Source organism: Corynebacterium tuberculostearicum, from assembly GCF_032821615.1.
Taxonomy (GTDB): Bacteria; Actinomycetota; Actinomycetes; order Mycobacteriales; family Mycobacteriaceae; genus Corynebacterium; species Corynebacterium tuberculostearicum_H.
Window position 1 is genome coordinate 338,510 of record NZ_JAVBIF010000001.1, and the last position, 19,960, is coordinate 358,469.

Annotated in this window: 18 protein-coding genes and 1 pseudogene; 5 read left to right on the plus strand and 14 right to left on the minus strand. The window is 58.4% G+C overall.

Translation table 11 applies throughout. The features are described from left to right. The first annotated feature begins 44 nt into the window (after positions 1-44). The gene (locus RAE09_RS01630) at positions 45-446 is read left to right on the plus strand and encodes a hypothetical protein (RefSeq protein ID WP_005325201.1); all 402 of its coding nucleotides are present in this window, start codon (positions 45-47) and stop codon (positions 444-446) included. A 195-nt stretch (positions 447-641) separates the two neighbouring features. On the opposite strand, the gene map is transcribed toward RAE09_RS01630, so the two are convergent. The 5 genes from map to dxr all read right to left on the minus strand — a co-directional run bounded on the left by map (position 642) and on the right by dxr (position 7,169). Next, complete coding sequence (map, locus tag RAE09_RS01635; RefSeq protein ID WP_005325202.1) at positions 642-1,511, minus strand: type I methionyl aminopeptidase; 870 nt, start codon at positions 1,509-1,511, stop codon at positions 642-644. Between the two features lie 66 nt (positions 1,512-1,577). After that, the gene (locus RAE09_RS01640) at positions 1,578-3,431 is read right to left on the minus strand and encodes a penicillin-binding transpeptidase domain-containing protein (RefSeq protein ID WP_316980787.1); all 1,854 of its coding nucleotides are present in this window, start codon (positions 3,429-3,431) and stop codon (positions 1,578-1,580) included. Between the two features lie 81 nt (positions 3,432-3,512). Then, on the minus strand, positions 3,513-4,676 hold the full coding sequence (gene ispG / locus RAE09_RS01645; RefSeq protein WP_179386645.1) for a flavodoxin-dependent (E)-4-hydroxy-3-methylbut-2-enyl-diphosphate synthase: 1,164 nt from the start codon (positions 4,674-4,676) through the stop codon (positions 3,513-3,515). Positions 4,677-4,785: 109 nt separating this feature from the next. Further along, positions 4,786-5,994 carry a M50 family metallopeptidase gene (locus tag RAE09_RS01650; protein WP_005325205.1) on the minus strand — a complete coding sequence of 403 codons (1,209 nt, stop codon included), beginning with the start codon at positions 5,992-5,994 and terminating at the stop codon, positions 4,786-4,788. Between the two features lie 14 nt (positions 5,995-6,008). Then, positions 6,009-7,169, minus strand: coding sequence for a 1-deoxy-D-xylulose-5-phosphate reductoisomerase (gene dxr / locus RAE09_RS01655; protein ID WP_005325207.1), 1,161 nt, complete (start codon positions 7,167-7,169; stop codon positions 6,009-6,011). Between the two features lie 132 nt (positions 7,170-7,301). Between dxr and RAE09_RS01660 the strand changes: the two genes are divergently transcribed. Continuing rightward, a complete protein-coding gene (locus RAE09_RS01660) occupies positions 7,302-7,808 on the plus strand; it encodes a DUF2631 domain-containing protein (protein ID WP_005325215.1) in 507 nt (168 codons plus the stop codon). A 187-nt stretch (positions 7,809-7,995) separates the two neighbouring features. On the opposite strand, the gene RAE09_RS01665 is transcribed toward RAE09_RS01660, so the two are convergent. From RAE09_RS01665 to rlmN, 3 genes are read right to left on the minus strand one after another with little or no spacing between them, the layout of a single operon-like run. Beyond that, positions 7,996-9,588, minus strand: a complete 1,593-nt coding sequence (locus RAE09_RS01665; RefSeq protein ID WP_200435499.1) for a hypothetical protein — start codon at positions 9,586-9,588, stop codon at positions 7,996-7,998. 5 nt (positions 9,589-9,593) lie between these two features. Next, positions 9,594-10,424: an ABC transporter ATP-binding protein gene (locus RAE09_RS01670; protein ID WP_005325217.1), complete on the minus strand. Its 831-nt coding sequence runs from the start codon at positions 10,422-10,424 to the stop codon at positions 9,594-9,596. 18 nt (positions 10,425-10,442) lie between these two features. Beyond that, positions 10,443-11,567: a 23S rRNA (adenine(2503)-C(2))-methyltransferase RlmN gene (gene rlmN / locus RAE09_RS01675; protein WP_005325218.1), complete on the minus strand. Its 1,125-nt coding sequence runs from the start codon at positions 11,565-11,567 to the stop codon at positions 10,443-10,445. An 82-nt stretch (positions 11,568-11,649) separates the two neighbouring features. Between rlmN and RAE09_RS01680 the strand changes: the two genes are divergently transcribed. Then, entirely contained in the window at positions 11,650-12,057 is a 408-nt protein-coding gene (locus RAE09_RS01680; RefSeq protein WP_005325219.1) for a LapA family protein, read from the plus strand. 83 nt (positions 12,058-12,140) lie between these two features. On the opposite strand, the gene RAE09_RS01685 is transcribed toward RAE09_RS01680, so the two are convergent. From RAE09_RS01685 to tsf, 4 genes are all read right to left on the minus strand, one after another. Continuing rightward, the gene (locus tag RAE09_RS01685; RefSeq protein WP_005328723.1) at positions 12,141-13,019 is read right to left on the minus strand and encodes a phosphatidate cytidylyltransferase; all 879 of its coding nucleotides are present in this window, start codon (positions 13,017-13,019) and stop codon (positions 12,141-12,143) included. 148 nt (positions 13,020-13,167) lie between these two features. Beyond that, the gene (gene frr, locus RAE09_RS01690) at positions 13,168-13,725 is read right to left on the minus strand and encodes a ribosome recycling factor (protein WP_005325221.1); all 558 of its coding nucleotides are present in this window, start codon (positions 13,723-13,725) and stop codon (positions 13,168-13,170) included. Positions 13,726-13,796: 71 nt separating this feature from the next. Then, positions 13,797-14,483 carry a UMP kinase gene (gene pyrH, locus RAE09_RS01695; protein ID WP_023027755.1) on the minus strand — a complete coding sequence of 229 codons (687 nt, stop codon included), beginning with the start codon at positions 14,481-14,483 and terminating at the stop codon, positions 13,797-13,799. A 265-nt stretch (positions 14,484-14,748) separates the two neighbouring features. Continuing rightward, a complete protein-coding gene (gene tsf, locus RAE09_RS01700) occupies positions 14,749-15,561 on the minus strand; it encodes a translation elongation factor Ts (protein WP_005325225.1) in 813 nt (270 codons plus the stop codon). Positions 15,562-15,846: 285 nt separating this feature from the next. Here tsf and RAE09_RS01705 point away from each other — a divergent pair. Then, positions 15,847-17,143: pseudogene (locus RAE09_RS01705) on the plus strand (IS3 family transposase). 159 nt (positions 17,144-17,302) lie between these two features. Here the strand turns inward: RAE09_RS01705 and rpsB are convergent. Then, complete coding sequence (rpsB, locus tag RAE09_RS01710) at positions 17,303-18,136, minus strand: 30S ribosomal protein S2 (RefSeq protein WP_316980788.1); 834 nt, start codon at positions 18,134-18,136, stop codon at positions 17,303-17,305. 378 nt (positions 18,137-18,514) lie between these two features. Here rpsB and RAE09_RS01715 point away from each other — a divergent pair, with 378 nt between their 5' ends. Continuing rightward, positions 18,515-19,036: a M23 family metallopeptidase gene (locus tag RAE09_RS01715; RefSeq protein ID WP_316980789.1), complete on the plus strand. Its 522-nt coding sequence runs from the start codon at positions 18,515-18,517 to the stop codon at positions 19,034-19,036. Here RAE09_RS01715 and RAE09_RS01720 read toward each other — a convergent pair. Continuing rightward, positions 19,033-19,950: a tyrosine recombinase XerC gene (locus RAE09_RS01720; protein WP_316980790.1), complete on the minus strand. Its 918-nt coding sequence runs from the start codon at positions 19,948-19,950 to the stop codon at positions 19,033-19,035. The two genes, RAE09_RS01715 and RAE09_RS01720, sit on opposite strands and share 4 nt — an antisense overlap. Positions 19,951-19,960 lie beyond the last annotated feature (10 nt).

Here is a 19,960-nt window from a genome sequence, read left to right on the forward strand (position 1 = left end):
CAGCCATAAGGCTTCATCAAAACTTCCGAAAGGTAATTTTCACAATGCGTAACTTCCGCACTGCAGCCGTTGCTGCTGCTACCGCCGCTACCGTCGCTTTCGGCGGCGTCGCTGTCGCTTCCGCTGAGGACACCACCAACGAGCGTGCTTCCCTGGCCGAGAACCTCTCCTCCGTCATCAAGGACACCAAGGCTGACGACGCCGAGTACCCGACCCTGTCCTCCAAGATCGGTGCTAACGCTGACAAGGATCAGAAGGTAACCGGCCACAATCTCTTGGGCGAGGAGAAGGGCGAGAACAACCCTCGCTGGGGCGAGATCTGGCGCGACGGCACCGTTGCTCTGGGCATCACCTCCGCAATCGGCGCCCTGATCGGTGCTTACAACTACGCTGTTTACAACGGCATCCTCCCGCAGCACATCCTGGACCCAATCTTCCGCCGCTAATCATTAGCCGCAGATTGGCTCTAGATAGCTAGGGCTTGCTCGGGGCCTCGTTCTACTAAGAACGAGGCCCCTTTTGCTATGCGAAGTCACTCCAATATTGCCAACGGCTCCGTGGGACGTCGGCAAAACAAAGGCCGCCCCCACTCCCCTTCTCTGGAAATGGAGGCGACCTTCAGTTTGTTCTGAGACTAAGTACTAGTCCTCATCTGGAATGGTAAGGATTTCATTGCCGTCTTCGGTGATGACGAGGGTGTGCTCAAACTGGGCAGTGAACTTGCCGTCAGTGTTTTGGACGGTCCAGTCGTCATCCCAGATCTCGTAATCCAAGGAGCCGAGGTTAATCATCGGCTCAACAGTTAGGGTCATGCCAGGCTCAAGGATGTCGCGGTACACGGTCGAGTCATGGTGTAGGACCACAAGACCGTTGTGGAAGGTTGGTCCGACGCCGTGGCCGGTGAAATCGCGCACGACGTTGTAGCCGAAGCGCTTGGCATAAGACTCAATAACGCGGCCAATGACGTTAATCTCACGGCCGGGCTTTGCGGCCTTGATGCCGCGCATGGTGGCCTCCTTGGTGCGCTCTACCAGCAGGCGGTGTTCCTCGGAGACATTACCGGCGAGGAAGGTGGCGTTATTATCGCCGTGGACGCCATTCTTATAAGCGGTGATATCGATATTGACGATGTCGCCATCCTCAATCACGGTGGTATCCGGGATGCCGTGGCAGACAATCTCGTTGAGGGACACGCAGCTGGACTTGGGGAAGCCGCGGTAGCCCAGCGTGGACGGGTAAGCGCCGTGGTCACACATGTACTCGTGCGCGACGCGGTCTACATAATCGGTAGTTACGCCCGGCTGCACGGCCTTTCCCGCCTCCTTGAGGGCGTTGGCTGCAATCTTGCAGGCCTCACGCATCTTCTCAATGACCTCTGGGGACTGGACGTAGGGCTCGCCTACGGCCTCCTGCACCTCGTCTTTCCACACGTACTCGGGGCGCTCGATGCTCTCCGGCACGGTGAGGATCGGAGTGGGCTTGCCTGGCTTTAGCTTTCCTCGATTACTCATGGTTTCCCATGGTAGTCCTCTGCGCCCATAATGCAGCAGCCGGGGTCACGAGGACAGGCGGGGTTTCTACCCTTCGGCCGGCGGAGCCGCACCCTCGTGCGGTCCGGACCGGTAGTCATCGACCTTCTGCAAGAAGTTGCTAGTGATATTGACCGAGACATCGGAGCCGCCGCCCAAAACCACGAGGGTGGCAAAGGCGATATCGTCTTCTTCCCGGTAACCGGTAAACCAGGCGTGCGAACCTTCATTAATCTCGGCCTCACCGGTCTTACCGTAGATGGTGCCGCCAGCAGCCATGCTGCGGGCCGTGCCATTGGTGACCACTTGGCGCATCATGGCGCGGACATTGTCCAGCACGGGCTTGGAAATCTGCTGCGGCTTATCGGAGGCTTTGGTTTCGTGGCCTTCGATAAGCGTGGGCGTAGGCGTCTTGCCATTAGCAACCGTTGCGGAGACAAGCGCCATGCCGAAAGGGCTAGCCAAGTCGTAACCCTGTCCATAGCCAGCTTCAGTGCGCTCGAGTGGTTCTTTGCCCTCCGGAATGGAACCGGTAATGGTAGTAAGGCCTGGGATTTCGTATTCCACGCCGAAGCCAAACTTTTTGCCCATATCCTTCAACTCACCAGGCTTAAGCTTGGTGGAAATATCCGCGAAGGTAGTGTTGCACGATTGTGCAAAGGCTTGGCTGAGCGGAACGCTGCCTAGGGCGAAGGCATTATAGTTGGTCACCACGCGGCCAAAGATATCCATGGTGCCAGGGCACGGAACGATGGTATCGGTATTAAGCCCCTGCTTTTCTACGCCGGCCGCGGCGGTGAGAATCTTGAACACCGAGCCCGGAGGGTACTGACCTTGGAGGGCTACGTCGCCATCTTCATCGGCCTTCTCGGTTTGGGCGACGGCCAAGATATCGCCATTGGAGGGCCGAATGGCTACGAGCATGGCCTGGGAATCGGCACGCTCATTGACCGCCTCTTGCGCGGCACGCTGCACGTCGTAGTCCAGACCTACCTTGATCGACGGCGCCGCATCAGGGTCGTGCTTTTCCACATCAGAGAGCGCCGCACCATTTTCATTGACCACGGAAATGGACCAGCCGGTTTGGCCATCGACCTCATCCTGAACCGCGGAACGCACGCGCGACATCAGATCGGGTGCCAGGCCACGGTCGCGGGTGACCAGAGCCGGTTCTTCATTGAGGCGCACGCCGTCTATGCCTTCCACCTTGGGGCGCACGGTCTTGGCTTGATCCTCCGTAAACATGGTGACGGAAAAGGAGCCGTCTGCATCCTCCAATTTTTTCGCCAGATCCTTGGCATCCATCTCCGCAATGGAGTCATCCTGGCGGTGGGCGGCAGCTAGTGCGCCGCTGATCTTGGAAGCGGTGGGCCGCACATCATCCAGCGAGCTGGTATCTACCACCAGCCGGTAATTCAACCCCGGGCTCATCAATTCCACCCCGTTGGAAGAAACCACGCTGGCGCGCTCTGCTTCCAGCGCACGCAGTTCCAAGTGCTGATTTGCTCCCAGGTCTGGGTGGATAAGGCTCGGTTTCCACCGCACCGTCCACTCATCCTCAGTCTTGGTCAGCGTCATCTGCGTGTCATAGCTCAAGGTACGATCCTTGGGCAGGTCCCAGGTGACCTTGTAGTTCGCCGTGGCGAGGTTCTCATCCTGGTCCACGCCTTGAAGCTCAATGTCGAGCCCCTCGGCTTGCAGGCCGGAGTAGGTGGCATCGAGGGCGGAGGTGGCGTCCGAGGGGGCGTCGGTAAGCGCGGCTAAACCGTCATTATTGCGGGACTCCATCCCCTGGAGGAATTCTTCCGCCACCGGTTCCGCAGAAACCGGCTTCGGAGTACAGGCAACCACGCTGGTGGAGGCGAGCGTGATAGTTGCAACCAGCGCGACCAACTTCTTCATGTCTTGGCACTCTAGCAGCGCAAGCGCCAAAAAAGACTGCCCCACACCGAAGTGCGGGGCAGTCTGCTCAAAGTGGGTGAATTACTGGGTTACGCGAACCTCAGCCTTGGCGCCTTCCACGGCTTCCATACCCTGCTCATCGGCAATGCGCATGGCCTCTTCAATGAGGGTCTCCACGATCTTGTCTTCCGGCACGGTGCGAACAACCTCGCCCTTAACAAAGATCTGACCCTTGCCATTGCCAGAAGCAACACCGAGATCGGCATCGCGGGCCTCGCCTGGGCCGTTGACAACACAGCCCATCACGGCAACGCGCAGCGGGAACTCCATGCCGTCCAAGCCGGCGGTAACTTCTTCTGCCAGCTTGTAAACGTCCACCTGGGCGCGGCCGCAGGACGGGCAGGAGACGATTTCCAACTTGCGCGGGCGCAGGTTGAGCGACTGCAGAATCTGGTCGCCCACCTTGATTTCCTCTACCGGCGGGGCGGACAGGGACACGCGAATGGTATCGCCAATGCCCTCTGCCAGCAGTGCGCCGAAGGCCACGGAAGACTTGATGGTGCCCATGAACTTCGGACCAGCCTCGGTCACGCCGAGGTGCAGCGGGTAATCAGTCTTTTCCGCCAGCTGGCGGTAGGCCTCCACCATCAGAACCGGATCGGAGTGCTTAACGGAAATAGCGATATCGCCATAACCGTGCTCCTCAAAGAGGCCAGCCTCCCAAATAGCGGACTCGACGAGTGCCTCCGGGGTGGCCTTGCCGTACTTTTCCAGCAGGCGCTTGTCCAAAGAACCACCATTCACGCCGATGCGGATGGGAATGCCGGCATCGCCTGCGGCCTTAGCAACTTCCTTCACTCGGCCATCGAACTCGCGGATATTGCCCGGGTTTACGCGGATGGCGGCGCAACCAGCATCGATGGCCTGGAAGATGTACTTCGGCTGGAAGTGGATATCCGCAATCACCGGGATCGGAGACTTCTTGGCAATGGCCGGAAGTGCCTCCGCGTCGATGGGCTTAGGGCAAGCCACGCGCACGATATCGCAGCCGGAAGCGGTCAGCTGCGCGATCTGCTGCAGCGTGCCGTTGATGTCGTGCGTCTTGGTATTGGTCATTGACTGCACCGAGATGGGCGAGTCAGAGCCGACGCCGACCGGGCCCACCTGCAGCTGACGAGTCTTGCGGCGCGGGTGCAGGACTGGTGGTGGGCCGTCTGGGATTCCTAGACCGATGGGGGTCGACATGAATTCTCCTTGCTGAAGCACAGTAAATACATACGGTGGGTGATTAACGCCCCCACTCTAGCACTGCTTGCTTTATGCCTGAAGTGCACGCAGCGGGGGGCTGCGGCGGCTAGCCAAATAGCCGAATGGGGTTGACCACATCGGCGACGATCACGATGGCCCCAACGCCCATTAGCAGCGCGGCCATGACATAGGTCACCGGCATCAACTTGGTGTAATCGGCCGGCCCCAGAGCTGGCTTGCCCGCCATTTTGCGGATGCCATCGCGCAGCTTTTCATAGATGATGACGGCGATATGTCCGCCGTCAAAAGGCGGCAGCGGAATCAGGTTAAAGAGCGCGAGGAAGAAGTTCAGCGTGGCCAGCATCATAAAGAACATCGACCACAGGGAGCGCTCCGCCAATTCGCCGCCCACGCGGGAAGCGCCGACGACGGACATCGGGCCATCGGCCTCGCGTTCGTGGCCGAAGATGGAGGCCACCACACCCGGAATTTTGCCGGGGAATTGCTTGAGACCGTCAACCGTGGCTTCCAGCGAGTAGGTGCTGAAGCGCCAGGTTGCTGGCAGGGCGTCGACGGCGCCGTGCTTTTCGACGACATCGATAAGCTGATTGCTCAGCCCAATTGAGCCAGCATCCACTAGCTCGCCGTCGTGGTTCAATCGCTTGACCGTATCGAGCTGAACCGGGAAGTCCCTTTCTTCCCCACCGCGCTCAACCGTCAGCGTGATGGTCTCGCCGGGGCGCTGCATTACCTCATCGCGCAGCTGGGTAAAAGAATCCAGCTTCTGGCCATCGAGGGCCACAATAATATCGCCCTCCTGCACGCCGGCCTTTCCAGCGGGGCCTTTACCCGTGCACGTCTCTAGCTCTTGGTTCGGCTTCTGATTGGCCGAGCAAGTCACCTCGCCCACGCGCGGGCGAACATCAGCATCCGGATTGGGCAGGCCGGCCGTCATCGCCACAAAGTAGAGGATGACAAAGCCCAAAATCAGGTTGACACCGATGCCGCCGGCCATCACGATAATGCGCTGCCACCACGGTTTTTTATACATCGCATGGGGTTCTTCTTCCTCGGTGAGGAATTCATCCTGAGCCGTCATGCCAGCGATATCGCAAAACCCGCCCACAGGGAAGGCCGCAAGCCCATATTCGGTATGGCCCTTCCGGAAGGAAAATAGGCGCGGCCCAAAGCCAATAAAATAACGGCGCACGCGCATGCCAAAGGCGCGCGCGGTGAGCATATGGCCTGCTTCGTGCAGCGCTACGGTAAGCCCGATGCCAAGGGCGAAAAACACAATGCCCAGCAAGTTTGCCATGGTGTGAAAGCTTTCTAGTCAGCCAGCGAATCAATCAGCGCATTCGCGCGCCTGCGCGCCTCGCTTTCTACCGCGAGGATTTCATCGAGGCTAGAGACTACACCAGCAAACTCGGATGCGGAATCAAGGATCGTGCCCACGACGTCCACGATCTCCGGGAAATGGATGCGCCCGGACAAGAACGCGGCCGCTGCCTCCTCATTGGCGGCATTATAAATGACCCCTGTTCCCTCGGCCGCGGCCCGGCGGGCGAGGTTGACAGCGGGAAAGGCGGCATCGTCAAGCGGCTCAAAACGCCAGTCATGCGCCTGCGCAAAGTCCAAGGCCGGCTGGGCGCCTGGTACGCGGTGCGGCCAATTCATCGCCAGCGAAATGGGCAGCTTCATTGACGGCGGCGAGACCTGAGCGATAGTGCAGCCGTCTTTGAAGGTGGCCATGGAGTGAATGATGGACTGCGGGTGCACGGTGACGTCGATGCGCTCCGGGGCGATGTCAAAGAGCAGGGTGGCTTCAATCAGCTCCAGGCCCTTATTAATGAGGGTGGCAGAGTTGAGGGTATTCATCTGCCCCATGGACCAGGTAGGGTGCTGCGCTGCCTGCTCAGGGGTCACGTCCCACATCTCTTCGCGCGACCAACCGCGGAAGGGGCCACCAGAGGCGGTAAGGACAAGCTTATCCAGCTCCCCCTCCTCGCCGGCACGCAGACACTGCGCCATGGCGGAATGCTCCGAGTCAACAGGGATAATCTGGCCAGGGCGCGCCTTCTGCGTAACCAGCGTGCCACCCGCCACGAGGGATTCCTTATTGGCCAAGGCTAAATACTCGCCCATCTCCAGAGTGGCCAAGGTGGCCTTGAGCCCCAAAGACCCCACCAAGGCATTGAGTACCGTATCGGCCGGGGCCGAGCGCACTAGGTGCTCTGCAGCGTCGGCGCCACTCAAGACCGAACCGCCTAAAGCGGCCGACACCTCGGCGGCGGCGGCCTCGTTGGCCACGGCAACGTGGTCAAACGAAAGGTTGAGGCTACGGGCTTGTTCGATGATGAGCTGCGGGTTGGAGCCACCCGCAGCGATTCCCACGACGTCGAATTTATCGGGATTATCCGCAATGACTTCCAGAGCCTGCGTGCCGATTGAACCGGTGGAACCAAGAATGAGTATTCGCTGAGTAGTCACGCCTCCACCCTAGCGCCCACCACCATTGGGCGTGCGCGCCAGGTACGCCGCACTGCGACGGGGGTGTTTAATCGCCATCTCAGGTGCGATGTTTTAGAATGTGTAGCAGACAAATGGCATTGGTGTGCCCGCATGCCCATCGCACAGACGGACACACGCAGAAGCGAAGGAGAGCAAGTGTCTTCCCACAAGCCGGTACCGCAGGTATTTGACGGTGTTTCTACTGAGGACGTCCCATCCGCAGGATTCGGTTGGTCCCGCATCAGCCGCTCTGGCGTACAGATCGCCGGTTGGATCTCTGTCCTGTTCCTGCTTGCCTACAACTTTGGTAACCACAAGGGCCACGTTGAGACCATCTGGCTCATTGCCTTGGCTATCTTGATCGCCGTTGGCCTGCTCATCCACGCTTTCCAGCCTAAGTTGCACCAGGTCCGCACCGTGACCGCCCGCAACCAGCCGGTGGGCCACCAGGAGCCGGACTGGGTCTACGACCAGAAGACCAACACCGGCGTATACGCCGAGCTGACCGATTCCCAGCTGCGCGCGCTCAACATTGAGCCTTCCCGCGTTTCTCACCTGCGCGTTGAGCCAGGCACCAACAACGCCACCCCGGTTTCCTCCGGCAAGCACACGCTCTAAGCTTTTAGTACGCTTTAGCTACCGCCGCCCTTCCCCGCGAAGGTCGGTGGTTTCTTTATGCCTCCGCTTGGCGACGCCCCTCCTCCTCACCAACACATTCTGTCGTTTAGGACCCACTCCCAGCCCCACGGACCCAACCGCGCCCTGGGAGGGCAGCGATACGGCCACTGTCGCGGGGGCCGGAGGATTAAGACACCCAGTGCCCCACCTTGGCGTAAATCTCAGGCAGGGAGTTGTCCACGCGTTTTCCGCTTACCCGGAGGGCAACGATATAACACGCAACTGGAACCACGATGACGAGGATAAACCCCAGCGCAACCAGTACCATATTCGAGCCGTAGCCGATGGCCATTGGAATGACGCCAGGGATAATCGGCGTCCAACCAATAAACAAATTCAAAATGGCGCTTAAGAAGGCACTGGCCGAGTAGCCGGATTTATCTGCCCACATACTGCCACCGGGCCGCGCGGTGGCAAAGGGATTAAAGGTGGATAGCAGCAATGACAATCCTGCAGAAGAAATGAAAATTCCCAGTGCGACCACCATCAAGCACCCGGTGAGCGCTTTGTCGGCGCTCACCGCGAAAAGCACCGCCGCCGAGAGGACGAAAGTTATGGCTGTGGGCGCCAAGTGCGCCCAGTGCCGCGCGTAGAGAAACGTGCGCGGACGAACTGGTGCGGCCATCTTTACCCACAGGCTTGGACCGTCATAGCCAAAATCATTTGTGGCTACAATTCCGCCGAAGAGTCCCAGAAATAGCACTCCTATAGACGGCATGACGGAATCAGTAGTAAAGCCTTGAATGATAAAGACGATTGCCAGAATCGGCTGCATGATGATGGTTCCGATAAGGCGGGAGTCACGGAAGATGTAGCGCAACGAGCGCGTAAATTCCATCGCAGCTGGTCCGCGATAGGAAAAGGAGCCCAAGGAAAAGCGGTTAATCCCTTTCGCCTTTTCGCGGCGTTGGTGCTTCGGAGACAAGAGTGCGCGGCGCTCGAATTGCAGGCGCAGCAACCGGTGCCACGCCCAGATGGCTGCGCCCAGCGACGCCGCGGCGATGAGAAACTGCAAGAAGGCTACTACTGGTTCGCCTTGGGCGAGCGCGAGCGCCCAGCCCACAGGTGCACCTACAGGCGTCCAAGCCAGACCCTCGCCCACAGTTCCCAATGGGAAGTCCGAGCCCGCGAGGGACGCAAGCCGATTCGAACCAAAGATGAGCAAGAACACCGCCAGCGCACCCAAAACTTTGAGGGTGGTCGAGCTTAGCTCCGCGACAGTAACCCCGACATAGACCGCGAGGTCCACTAAAACCAGCGTCAGTACTAGGGCAAAGAGCATGCCCAGGCAGAAGGGCACGATGAACAATGCCTTGCCATTGGCCGCCAAGATCACACTTCCCGCCACCGCATAAGCGATGGAGAGCAAGACTGATACTGGAGCGCGCAGATTGAGCACTGAGGCAATAGCAAGCGCCGGTGTGATGTCTTTTAACCGCACCGGCAACGCGGAAAGCTCACGGGCAGAAAGCTGATTCTCCCCGCTGGGCATGATGAGGGTAATAACGATAAAGGCCAGCGTGCCTACAGCAGGTGCCACGGCCAGCGCTTGCATTTTTCCAGTTCCGATGGAGATATCTGCCGCAGCAAGAGCTCCTAGCGACGCAAGGCCGATGAGACCATAGAGCAAGAGGCAGATAGGGATCATGACCGCCGCGGCATTCGCCTTGAGATTGCGCGCCCACAGTGTGCGGTGCAGCTTGAGGAGCGTCGAAGTCATTGCGCCTACGCCTCCCCTTCCCCGCGCTGCGGCTCGCCGCCTTCACGACGCAGCCAGTCGAAAGAGCCCGCATCAAAATCACTCCCACCGGCAAAGTGGATGAAGGCATCCGTCAGGCTACCGCCTTGGCGCACCTCTTCGACGTGGCCAGCAGATAGCACCTGTCCTCCCGCGATAATGGCTACATGATCACACAAGCCCTCCACCAGTTGCATAACGTGTGAAGACAGGATTACGGTGCCACCGCGGGCGGCATAGGCGCGCAAGAGCTCCTGAATGAGCTGGCCGGAGACTGGGTCCACCGCTTCCAAAGGCTCGTCGAGGATCACTACCTCTGGGTTATGCAGGAGCGCACCTGCCAAAAGGATCTTCTTAGTCATGCCGGCGGAATAGTCCGCGATGGGTTTATCGGCGGCGTCGGCAAGCTGCAGGGCATCCAGCAGCTGTGCGCTGCGGCGCTCCACCTCGGCTTGGTTCATGCTGCGCAAAGCGCCGAGATAAAACAGGTACTCCGGGCCAGACAAGCGGTCAAAGACGGGAGCACCATCAATGAGCAGGCCCATCGCCGCCTTAGCCGCAATCGGTTCCTGCCACGTATTGTGCCCAGCGATGAACGCCTCACCGCTATCGGGGCGCATCAGACCACACGCCATGGTCAGCATGGTGGTCTTGCCAGCGCCATTAGGGCCGACGATGCCATAAATAGAGCCCCGCGGAATGTCAAGGCTCAAATTCGACACCGCGGGGCGTCCAGCGAAAGATTTATTCAGACCGCGCACGGCAAAGGCCTGCGCGGTGGGGTCATCTGCAAGCGGTGGATAATTCGGAATAATCATATCCGCCAATGTTATCAGTTAGGCGGACTTATCTTCCCGTTCATCCGCTGCGAGCTGACCACACGCTGCCGCAATCTCATCGCCCTTGGTATCGCGCACCGTGCAAGGAACGCCTTGGGCCTGTACGCGGCGCACGAACTCGTCCTGGCGGTCCTGCGGGGCCGCATCCCACTCCGAGCCCGGCGTGGGGTTCAGCGGAATGACATTGACGTGAACCTTGGAGCCCAGCTTCTGATGCAGCTTGCGGCCCAGCATATCCGCGCGGAAATCCTGGTCATTCTTATCGCGAATCAGGGCATACTCGATGGACACGCGGCGAGCAGACTTATCCGCGTAATAGCGCGCAGCATCGAGCACCTCATCGACGGACCAACGGTTATTGACTGGCACGAGACCATCGCGCAGCTCATCATCCGGAGTGTGCAAGGAAACGGCGAGCGTGCAGGCCAAATCTTCGTCCGCCAGCTTACGGATTGCCGGTGCCAAGCCCACGGTAGACACGGTCACGTTGCGCTGGGAAAGACCAAAGCCGGCACCATCCTGGCCGGTAATCTGTCGCACGGCCTGCACCACGCGCTTGTAGTTGGCCAGTGGCTCACCCATGCCCATGAAGACCACGTTGGACAGGCGGCCACCTTCTGCTGCCATCGCGGCTGCAGCATGGCGGAACTGCTCAACGATCTCGCCCGTGGACAAGTTGCGGTCTAGACCGCCCTGGCCGGTAGCGCAGAACGGGCAGGCCATACCGCAGCCGGCTTGGGAAGAAATACACAACGTAGCGCGTCCGGGGTAGCGCATCAGAACCGACTCCAGCAGCGTGCCATCATGCAAACGCCACAGGGACTTAGTGGTCTCGCCGTCATCCGTGGAAGTAGTCCGGATAGGCTGCATGAGCTCAGGGAAGAAGGCTTCCTTAACTGCTTCACGCTTGCCGGCGGGGATATCGGTCATATCCTCTACATTGTCGGTATAGTGCTCGTAATAGTGCTTAGCCAGCTGCTTTGCGCGGAATTTAGGCAGGCCAATTTCTGCGAGCTTGTCAATACGCTCGGTTTCGGTCAGGTCCGCGAAGTGCTTAGGGGGAAGTCCGCGGCGCGGGGCGGAGAAGTTAAGTTTCACTGGTTGAGCCATAGTGTTGCCCATCTTTCCACGGTCTGCGTGGGTTTTTCCAATTGAAAGCCATGCCAAGTGGCATAATCGACAGGTTTAAAGAAATAATGGATGCATGACAAATCCGAATTACCCCGCAGATGACTTTTCTTCTTCCGACGCAGACCTCTCCTCGACGGAGCTGAACACTTCTGCACCGGAGACCGATTCTAGCCTAGAGCCGACGGTCTCTGACTCTACTTCTCACTCCACCCAGCCTTCCGGCAAGGCGAAGGGATCTTTCGCAGCCAGCACTTGGATCGCGCTCATCGTAGATTTCCTGCTGCTGATTGTCCTCATTGTTTTCATCATGCAAAACCAGCACGAGGTTCCCATGAACTTCCTAGGCTGGTCCGGTGAATTCCCTGCCGGAATTGCTTTCCTCATCTTCGCCATTGGCGGAGCACTCATCATGGCTCTGGTGGGTGGCTGGCGCATGTTTGAGTTGCGCCGCCAACTGCGCAAACAGGCTCAGCAGGTATAAGTCTCAACAAGCCGCCTCTCCCCCTTTCCTGCCTTCTTAAGAAGGACTCTTGGGAAGAGGCGGCTTTTGCGTACCCGCTGCTTCTATGGCGTAAACGTTGCCAGGAAGCTAATGGCCACCCAGGTGACCATGGCGGAAGGCAGCATGCCATCCAGGCGGTCCATCAGTCCACCGTGGCCTGGCAGCAAGGCCGACATATCCTTGATTCCCAGCTCACGCTTAAACTGTGATTCCACTAAGTCGCCCAAGGTGGCACAAATGACAAGGCCAAGCCCCATTAGGCCGCCCACCCAGGCATCGTGATGGAGCAGGAACTTCACGGTAAGCGCGCCGGTGACCACGCCAAAAAGGATGGACCCGGCAAAGCCCTCCCACGATTTCTTGGGGCTCACCGCAGGGGCCATGGGATGCGAGCCAAACATCACGCCAGCGATATAGCCACCAGTATCGGAGGCCACCACGCACAACATGAAGACGACGATGGAAGCGGCACCACTGGCAAACGGGGTCGATACCAGCGACAGCATTGCTGCGAAGGTGGCAAAAAGCGGAATCCATGTCAGCACAAAAATGCCGACGGACATATCCCGCAGGTAGTTAATTGGCGGGCGATGGCGACCATTATGGAAGAGGCGACCAAACATGAGCGCCAGCACAGCGGTGACATAGACCGCAACAAGGCCGGGCGCGCCCAGTGGCCACGAGACCCACACCATGGCTTGGCCCAAAATAATGAGCAGCGTGCGCGGAATATAGTAGGAATGCTCCCGCAGGCGGCTGAGCACCTCCCACATGGCAACGCCAACTGCAAGGGCCACGACCGCGTACCACGCGAGTGGTCCAGCCCATACGGCGAGCACGACAAGTGCGCCAAGGCCTACGCCAACGCCGATAGCGGCCGGCAAATCGCGGCCTGCACCATTCTTCGGCTGAGGCAATCGGCGGTTAATGGCGTCACTCACCGTGACCGGCTCCTTTCACTACTTCTTTCGCGCCCCTCGCTGACTTCTACTGCTCGACCTCCCCTACTCCTAACTTCGGAGATGTAGGCCGCGGAACAGAAAAAGCGCCGCCGGCCGGGGACGGGCACGGCGGCAATGACGGGAGGTCTTAGACCTCCATCAGCTCGTTTTCCTTATTTTCTACCAGCTTGTCCACCTGCTCGATGTAGCCGGAAGTAATCTTTTCCATTTCCTTTTCCGCAGCGATGACCTCATCCTCGCCGGCGTCGCCGTCCTTCTGCAGCTTCTTCAACTGCTCCATGGCCTTGCGGCGAATATTACGGATAGCAATCTTGCCGTCCTCGCCCTTGCTCTTGGCCAGCTTCACCATTTCCTTACGACGCTCCTCCGTGAGCTGCGGAACGGTCACGCGCAGAACCTGACCATCGTTGGTGGGATTCACGCCCAAATCCGAGTTGCGGATGGAGTTTTCAATCTCATGAATCATGGACTGCTCATAAGGCTTGATGAGCAGCATGCGCGGCTCCGGTACGGAAATGGTAGCCATCTGGGTAATCGGAGTAGGTACACCGTAGTATTCGGCTACCAAGCCGTTGAACATGGTGGGGTTCGCGCGGCCGGTACGAATGGTCACCAGCTGCTCGCGGGTGTGCTCGACGGAAGCGGTCATGTGCTCTTCTGCTTCGAGCTGAATCTCATCGATCATGAGGTTAAATCATCCTTAAACGAATAGGGGTGGCTGTATAAAAAGGTAGCAGGTTCGCGGCCCTTACAGTATTAGGACTGCACCAGCGTGCCGATAACTTCGCCGCCTGCGGCGCGGGCGATATTGCCCTCCTCCAGCAGGTTAAAGACCAAAATTGGCATATCATTGTCCATGCACAGGCTAAAGGCCGTGGCATCTGCAACCTTGAGGCCCTTTTCAATGACCTCACGCGGAGTGATTTCAGAGTACAGTTCCGCATCCGGGTTGGTGCGTGGGTCATCGGAGTAGACGCCATCGACCGCCTTGGCCAAGAAAAGAACCTCAGCGCCAATTTCCAGGGCTCGCTGCGCGGCAGTGGTATCCGTGGAGAAGTACGGCATGCCCATGCCGGCGCCAAAGATAACCACGCGACCCTTTTCCAGGTGGCGGTCAGCGCGCAGCGGCAGGTACGGCTCGGCAATCTGCGCCATGTTGATGGAGGTCTGCACGCGGCAGTCGACGCCTTGCTGCTTGAGGAAGTCCTGCAATGCAAGGGAATTCATTACCGTGCCCAGCATGCCCATGTAGTCCGAGCGAGCACGGTCCATGCCGCGCTGGGAAAGCTCCGCGCCGCGGAAGAAGTTTCCGCCGCCGATAACCACTGCAATTTCGATTCCCTGGCGGGAGACCTCGGCGATTTGGCGGGCTACGTTTTCAACCACATCTGGGTCGATGCCGACCTTGCCGCCGCCGAACATCTCACCGCCCAGCTTCAGCATTACTCGCTTGTATCCGGTTCGCTTAATATCTGCGGCAGTCACGCCTACTTCGTCTCCTTAACGCGGGGCAGTTTCAATCTCCGCCCTATCTTACCCATATATCTTTCGCATCCTCACACCGCCCGCCGGTGCAGGCCAGTAGGCAATTGCGACGTGCCGGTCCCTTTCCTGCGGATTGTCCATCCGCACGAGTCGGCACGGTGAGCGCACAACAAAGCCCACGAAGGATAGTCCTTCGTGGGCTAGTTGTTAAAGCGCGGTGGGCTTAAGCGCCAACCTCGTAGCGAACGAAGCCGGTGATGGTGGTGCCAGCTTCTTCAGCAACCTGCTTTACGGTCTTCTTGTTATCAGACAGGGAAGCCTGCTCAAGCAGAACGATGGACTTGAAGAAGCCGTTCAGGCGGCCTTCCACGATCTTCGGCAGGGCTGCCTCTGGCTTGCCCTCCTCACGAGTGGTGGCCTCAGCGATCTCGCGTTCCTTCTCGACGATCTCTGCAGGAACGTCCTCGCGGGTGAGGTACTCAGCGTTCATTGCAGCAATCTGCAGGGCTGCAGCGTGAGCGCCTTCCTCGCTGCCCTCGTAGGAAACCAGAACGCCCACTGCCGGCGGCAGGTCAGCGGAACGCTGGTGCAGGTAAACGGCAACGTTGTCGCCCTCTACGGTAACTGCACGGCGTGCCTGCAGCTTCTCACCGGTCTTTGCGGACTCCTCGTCCACGACCTCGGAGACCTTCTTGCCGTCGATCTCAATGTTGTTGAGCTCGTCAGCGGAGTTTGCCTTGGCCTCAGCAGCAGCGTCAGCAATCTTGGCTGCGAAGGTCTTGAAAGCCTCGTTCTTAGCAACGAAGTCGGTCTCACAGTTGATCTCGACCATGGTGTTGCCGGAAACGGCGATGAGACCCTCGGTAGCCTCACGGTCAGCGCGCTTGGAGACGTTCTTAGCGCCCTTAATGCGCAGGTACTCAACGGCCTTGTCGTAGTCGCCGTTGGACTCTTCCAGAGCCTTCTTGCAATCGAGCATGCCGGAGCCGGTAGCTTCGCGCAGTGCCTTGACGTCTGCAGCAGTGTAGTTCGCCATAGTTGGGGCGATCCTCCTTGAAAATCAAACAGTGTTCGTTCAAACAGCGTAGTCGACGCGGTGAAATCGCGCCGCTTTAGGGTGGCAGAAACCACCCCTTTCCCACCTCTGCATAAAGGTGGAGCTGGCTTCAGCAGAACCCAGCATAGATAAAACCAACCCCCGCCGCCGTTAAAGTGAACTGCTCCCCATTAGTTGGACTGAGAAATCAGTTTCCGATTAGTGGGGAGTAGTTTTCATTGAGAGCTCGAAGTTTGGTGAGTGAGCATCAGCGGGAGCAGTTGGTTGAACTATTTGAGCAAGGCGTGGGCTATCGTGCCGCTGCTACTGCTCTTGGTGTCTCCACATACGCCGCCCGTATGCTCTGTCGTCGGTTTAAGCTGCATGGCAGACTATGTCTTGTGGAAAAACCGACTAAGCAGCAGTATTCGTTCGAAATCAAGAAGGAAGTTGTCCAACGCCACCTTTCTGGTGAGACAGCGATGGATCTTGCGCGCGAGTTTGGCCTGTCATCAGAGCACTTGGTCGGCGGATGGTCGAGGAAATGGCGTAAAGGTGGCTATGAGGCACTAAAACCGAAGCCGAAGGGCAGGCCCAAGGGTTCGGGCACGCCGAAGCCGCTTTCAGAGGAAGCGAAGCTGCGTCGCCAGATCGCGCGGTTGGAAGCGGAAAACGCATATCTAAAAAAATTGCGGGACTTGAGGAATCAGGGACACGCCTGAAGGTCCAGGCGATTGTCATCCTCAAGTCACGGCATCGTCTGCAATACCTTTTGGATGCGGCCGGCATGGCACGGTCGACATTCTTCTATCACCAGAAACGACTCAGCGATCCGGATAAGCACGCTGCGCTCAAAGACGCGATCCGGGGAAGCTTCGAGCGCAACAAGTATCGCTACGGCTACCGACGAGTGCTACTTGACCTGCGCAACCAGGGGTGGGTGGTCAATCACAAGCTCGTCTACAAACTCATGCGCGAGATGGGGCTTCGAGCCAAGGTCCGCCAGCGCAGGCGATATGTTTCTTATAACGGGACGATCAGCCACATTGCCGACAACACACTTGACCGCAAGTTCACTCCAGATAAGCCAAATACCGTCTTTGTTAGCGACGTCACCGAGTTCAGGGTCGCAGGCCGCAAGGTCTACCTGTCACCGGTGATGGATCTGTTCGACCGTTCAATCGTTGCCCACACCGTGGCTACATCGCCGTCGACAGCGTTTACCGCCGATTCTTTAACTAAGACGATTAAAACGTGTGCGCCTGAGCCTGGGTGGATGATGCATACCGATCAAGGTTTCCAGTACAAGCATTCGTCCTGGCGCAACTTGATTCATGACAACGGTGGTGTTCAGTCGATGTCGCGTAAAGCCAACTGTTACGACAACGCGGTCATGGAGAATTTCTTCGGGCACTTGAAAACCGAGATGTACCACGGAGAAGTCTTCGACACCGTCGCAGAGTTCAACCAGGCCATCGACGAGTACATCCAGTGGTACAACACCGAACGCATCCAACAACGACTCAAGGGCCTGACCCCGATGCAATATCGAAATCAGACCCTTGAAGCCCTAACCGCCTAGAATTAAACCAGTCCAACTTTCGGGGGCCAGTTCAAAGCACGGTGGCGGGGGTTGGTAAACAGCCTTGGGTAGGAATTACTCCCTTGCTGCCCCACACCAAAAGTGCGTGGGGTATTCAGTTAAACGCAGGTAAGGAAGATTCCTAGCGAGAAGTTAAGACTACTTCTCGACCTTGTCTGCGGATGCTTCCTCAGACTTTTCCGCAGAAGCCGGGTCGGAAGCTGCGGCAGCTGCCTCAGCGTCACGCTTTTCCTTCTCAGCGGAGTCGCCGGCAGCTTCCTTAGCTGCAGCTAGCTGACGCTCCTCACGAGCCTTCTTGCCTTCCTCAACAGCGGAGGCAACGATGCCGGAGAGCAGCTTGGTGGAGCGGATGGCGTCGTCGTTGCCCGGGATCGGGAAGTCAACGTCGTCCGGGTCGCAGTTGGTGTCCAGGATGGCAACAACTGGGATGTTCAGCTTGTGAGCTTCCTTGACCGCGATGTGCTCCTTGTTGGTGTCAACAATCCACAGTGCGGACGGGGTCTTGGCCATATCGGAGATGCCACCCAGAACGCGCTCGAGCTTGGCGCGCTCACGGTTGAGCATGAGAACTTCCTTCTTGGTGCGGCCCTTGTAGCCGTCCTCACGCTCGTCCATTGCCTGAAGCTCCTTCATGCGCTTCAGACGCTTGGAAACGGTCTGGAAGTTGGTGAGCATGCCGCCCAACCAGCGGTGGTTGACGTAAGGCATACCGACGCGGGTTGCTTCCTCAGCAACTGCTTCCTGAGCCTGCTTCTTGGTACCAACGAACAGGATGGTGCCGCCGTGTGCAACGGTTTCCTTGACGAACTCGTAAGCCTCGTCAATGTAGGTCAGCGTCTGCTGCAGGTCGATGATGTAGATGCCGTTACGGTCGGTGAAGATGAAACGACGCATCTTCGGATTCCAGCGACGGGTCTGGTGGCCAAAGTGCACACCAGCGTCGAGGAGCTCGCGCATGGTTACAACTGCCATGATTCGCTCGCTTTCTTTTATCTTGTCTTTCGGTTTTCCAATTGTGCGGTGTTTTATTCCGCACCCTAGCAACGAAGGCCCCGCTGACACCTTGTTTCCAAGGACCACGTCAACCGTCAGGCTGTCTCTTCCTTCCAGCAGGAAGCGACAACTTCGCCGCGCGTAGTCAATGCCTCCACGAGGTGGACACACTGCTGCCACAAAGAATAATCCCCTTACGCTGGTTTTTCCAAACCGAAGTCAGCTTATCCACAACTTCGCCGCAGCCACTTTGCCTCAATCGTCACAATCGACTCAATCACATCATGCAACCCAAGTTGTCCACAACTAAAGGAGAACTCACTTCCCAACCGCTTGCCTCCGGCGGACACTGTGCCCATGAATCAGTTTCTTTCCTCCTCCACATTTCCCGCTTGCCGACGCCCCACCTTCCTCCCCGCCGCTTTCCTCACCCTTCTTTCGCTTCTTATTCTGTGTTGCCCACCGGCCACAGCCTATGTCGACCCCGCCTCCGGCAAACCTAGCCCAGCGCGGGTACTGCGTGGATTCGATGCCCCCGAACAAAAGTGGAGCCCTGGCCACCGCGGCGTCGACATGGCCCTATCGGTGGGCTCGCCGGTGGTAGCCGCCGAAGACGGCAAGGTCGCCTTTGTGGGCACGGTTGCTGGCAAACCAGTTGTCTCCATAGCCCACGCGGATGGAGTGAGAACGACGTATCAGCCCGTGCACGGCTCCGTAAAGCAGGGCCAAGAAGTCCGCGAGGGCCAAGTGATAGGCCGTTTAGGCAATCCCGTCGATGACTACCCCGGACTGCACTGGGGCGCACTCATTGCAAAAGATACCTACATCGATCCTTTAACTCTGCTGGATATGCCGGTAATTCGCCTCAAACCGCTTTAGGCTCGGGGATGGGCTTGATCGTATACGCGCTGCAAGCGCTGCGCGGACACGTGGGTATAAATCTGCGTGGTATTAAGCGAGGAGTGCCCCAGCAGTTCTTGCACTACGCGCAAATCCGCCCCGCCTTCCAAAAGGTGGGTTGCGGCAGAGTGGCGCACCCCGTGCGGGGTAAGCCCCTGTGTACCAGTGACTTTGGCGGCCTTTTCTACAATGCGGCGCACCTGGCGTTGATCGATGCGCCCTCCCCTGCTGCCAACAAAGACCGCTTCAGTTTCAGCCGAGGCGATTTCTCCACGGCCTTTGTCAATCCACTGCTTTAAGGCGTCTTCCGCTGCGTGGCCGAAAGGTACTACGCGCTGCTTATTGCCCTTACCGGTGACATGCAAGGTACCGCGTTGAAAATCAATATCGCCTAGGTCCAGCCGGACCAACTCCGCCACGCGCATACCGGAGGCATAGAGCAACTCCAGGATGGCGCTATCGCGAAGGAAGTGGACTTCATCTGCAGAGACCGCATTGCCCATAAGCTCGCCGGCCTGCTCCGGAGCGAGAACCGTGGGAAGATGACGCCCCACTTTGGGCGTAACTAAGCGGGCAGCAACGTCTCGCTTAAGGTGCCCTTCGCGCACTGCCCAAGTAGAAAATCCCTTCGCTGCCGCGGTGCGCCGTGCCAGGGTGGAACGCGATTTTCCTTCCGCAACAGCCTCGGCCAACCATTGGCGTAGGCTGTTGAGGTCAAACTCCGCGAAGGTAGGCACGCTGCGTGCAAGGTCGCGCAAGTCGGAGCGATACCCGCGCACCGTCGCTTCTGCGCGGCCTTTGACATGTAGTTGGAAATCCGCGAAGTCCTCAATGGCCTCAGCCATCTGCCCCTCAACTTTCGGAGCCTTCGCGGACTTTCCATCTTCACTCATGCCACAGCAG

Bases quoted from the DNA above. Each gene is read 5' to 3' on its own strand.
- RAE09_RS01650 (WP_005325205.1), bottom strand. From the start codon at position 5,994: ATGGCAAACTTGCTGGGCATTGTGTTTTTCGCCCTTGGCATCGGGCTT.
- ispG (WP_179386645.1), bottom strand. From the start codon at position 4,676: ATGTCGACCCCCATCGGTCTAGGAATCCCAGACGGCCCACCACCAGTC.
- RAE09_RS01680 (WP_005325219.1), top strand. From the start codon at position 11,650: ATGACAAATCCGAATTACCCCGCAGATGACTTTTCTTCTTCCGACGCA.
- rlmN (WP_005325218.1), bottom strand. From the start codon at position 11,567: ATGGGCAACACTATGGCTCAACCAGTGAAACTTAACTTCTCCGCCCCG.
- RAE09_RS01665 (WP_200435499.1), bottom strand. From the start codon at position 9,588: ATGACTTCGACGCTCCTCAAGCTGCACCGCACACTGTGGGCGCGCAAT.
- map (WP_005325202.1), bottom strand. From the start codon at position 1,511: ATGAGTAATCGAGGAAAGCTAAAGCCAGGCAAGCCCACTCCGATCCTC.
- RAE09_RS01640 (WP_316980787.1), bottom strand. From the start codon at position 3,431: ATGAAGAAGTTGGTCGCGCTGGTTGCAACTATCACGCTCGCCTCCACC.
- RAE09_RS01715 (WP_316980789.1), top strand. From the start codon at position 18,515: ATGAATCAGTTTCTTTCCTCCTCCACATTTCCCGCTTGCCGACGCCCC.
- RAE09_RS01670 (WP_005325217.1), bottom strand. From the start codon at position 10,424: ATGATTATTCCGAATTATCCACCGCTTGCAGATGACCCCACCGCGCAG.
- RAE09_RS01720 (WP_316980790.1), bottom strand. From the start codon at position 19,950: ATGAGTGAAGATGGAAAGTCCGCGAAGGCTCCGAAAGTTGAGGGGCAG.
- RAE09_RS01660 (WP_005325215.1), top strand. From the start codon at position 7,302: ATGCCCATCGCACAGACGGACACACGCAGAAGCGAAGGAGAGCAAGTG.
- pyrH (WP_023027755.1), bottom strand. From the start codon at position 14,483: ATGCTGAAGCTGGGCGGTGAGATGTTCGGCGGCGGCAAGGTCGGCATC.
- RAE09_RS01630 (WP_005325201.1), top strand. From the start codon at position 45: ATGCGTAACTTCCGCACTGCAGCCGTTGCTGCTGCTACCGCCGCTACC.
- rpsB (WP_316980788.1), bottom strand. From the start codon at position 18,136: ATGGCAGTTGTAACCATGCGCGAGCTCCTCGACGCTGGTGTGCACTTT.
- tsf (WP_005325225.1), bottom strand. From the start codon at position 15,561: ATGGCGAACTACACTGCTGCAGACGTCAAGGCACTGCGCGAAGCTACC.
- frr (WP_005325221.1), bottom strand. From the start codon at position 13,725: ATGATCGATGAGATTCAGCTCGAAGCAGAAGAGCACATGACCGCTTCC.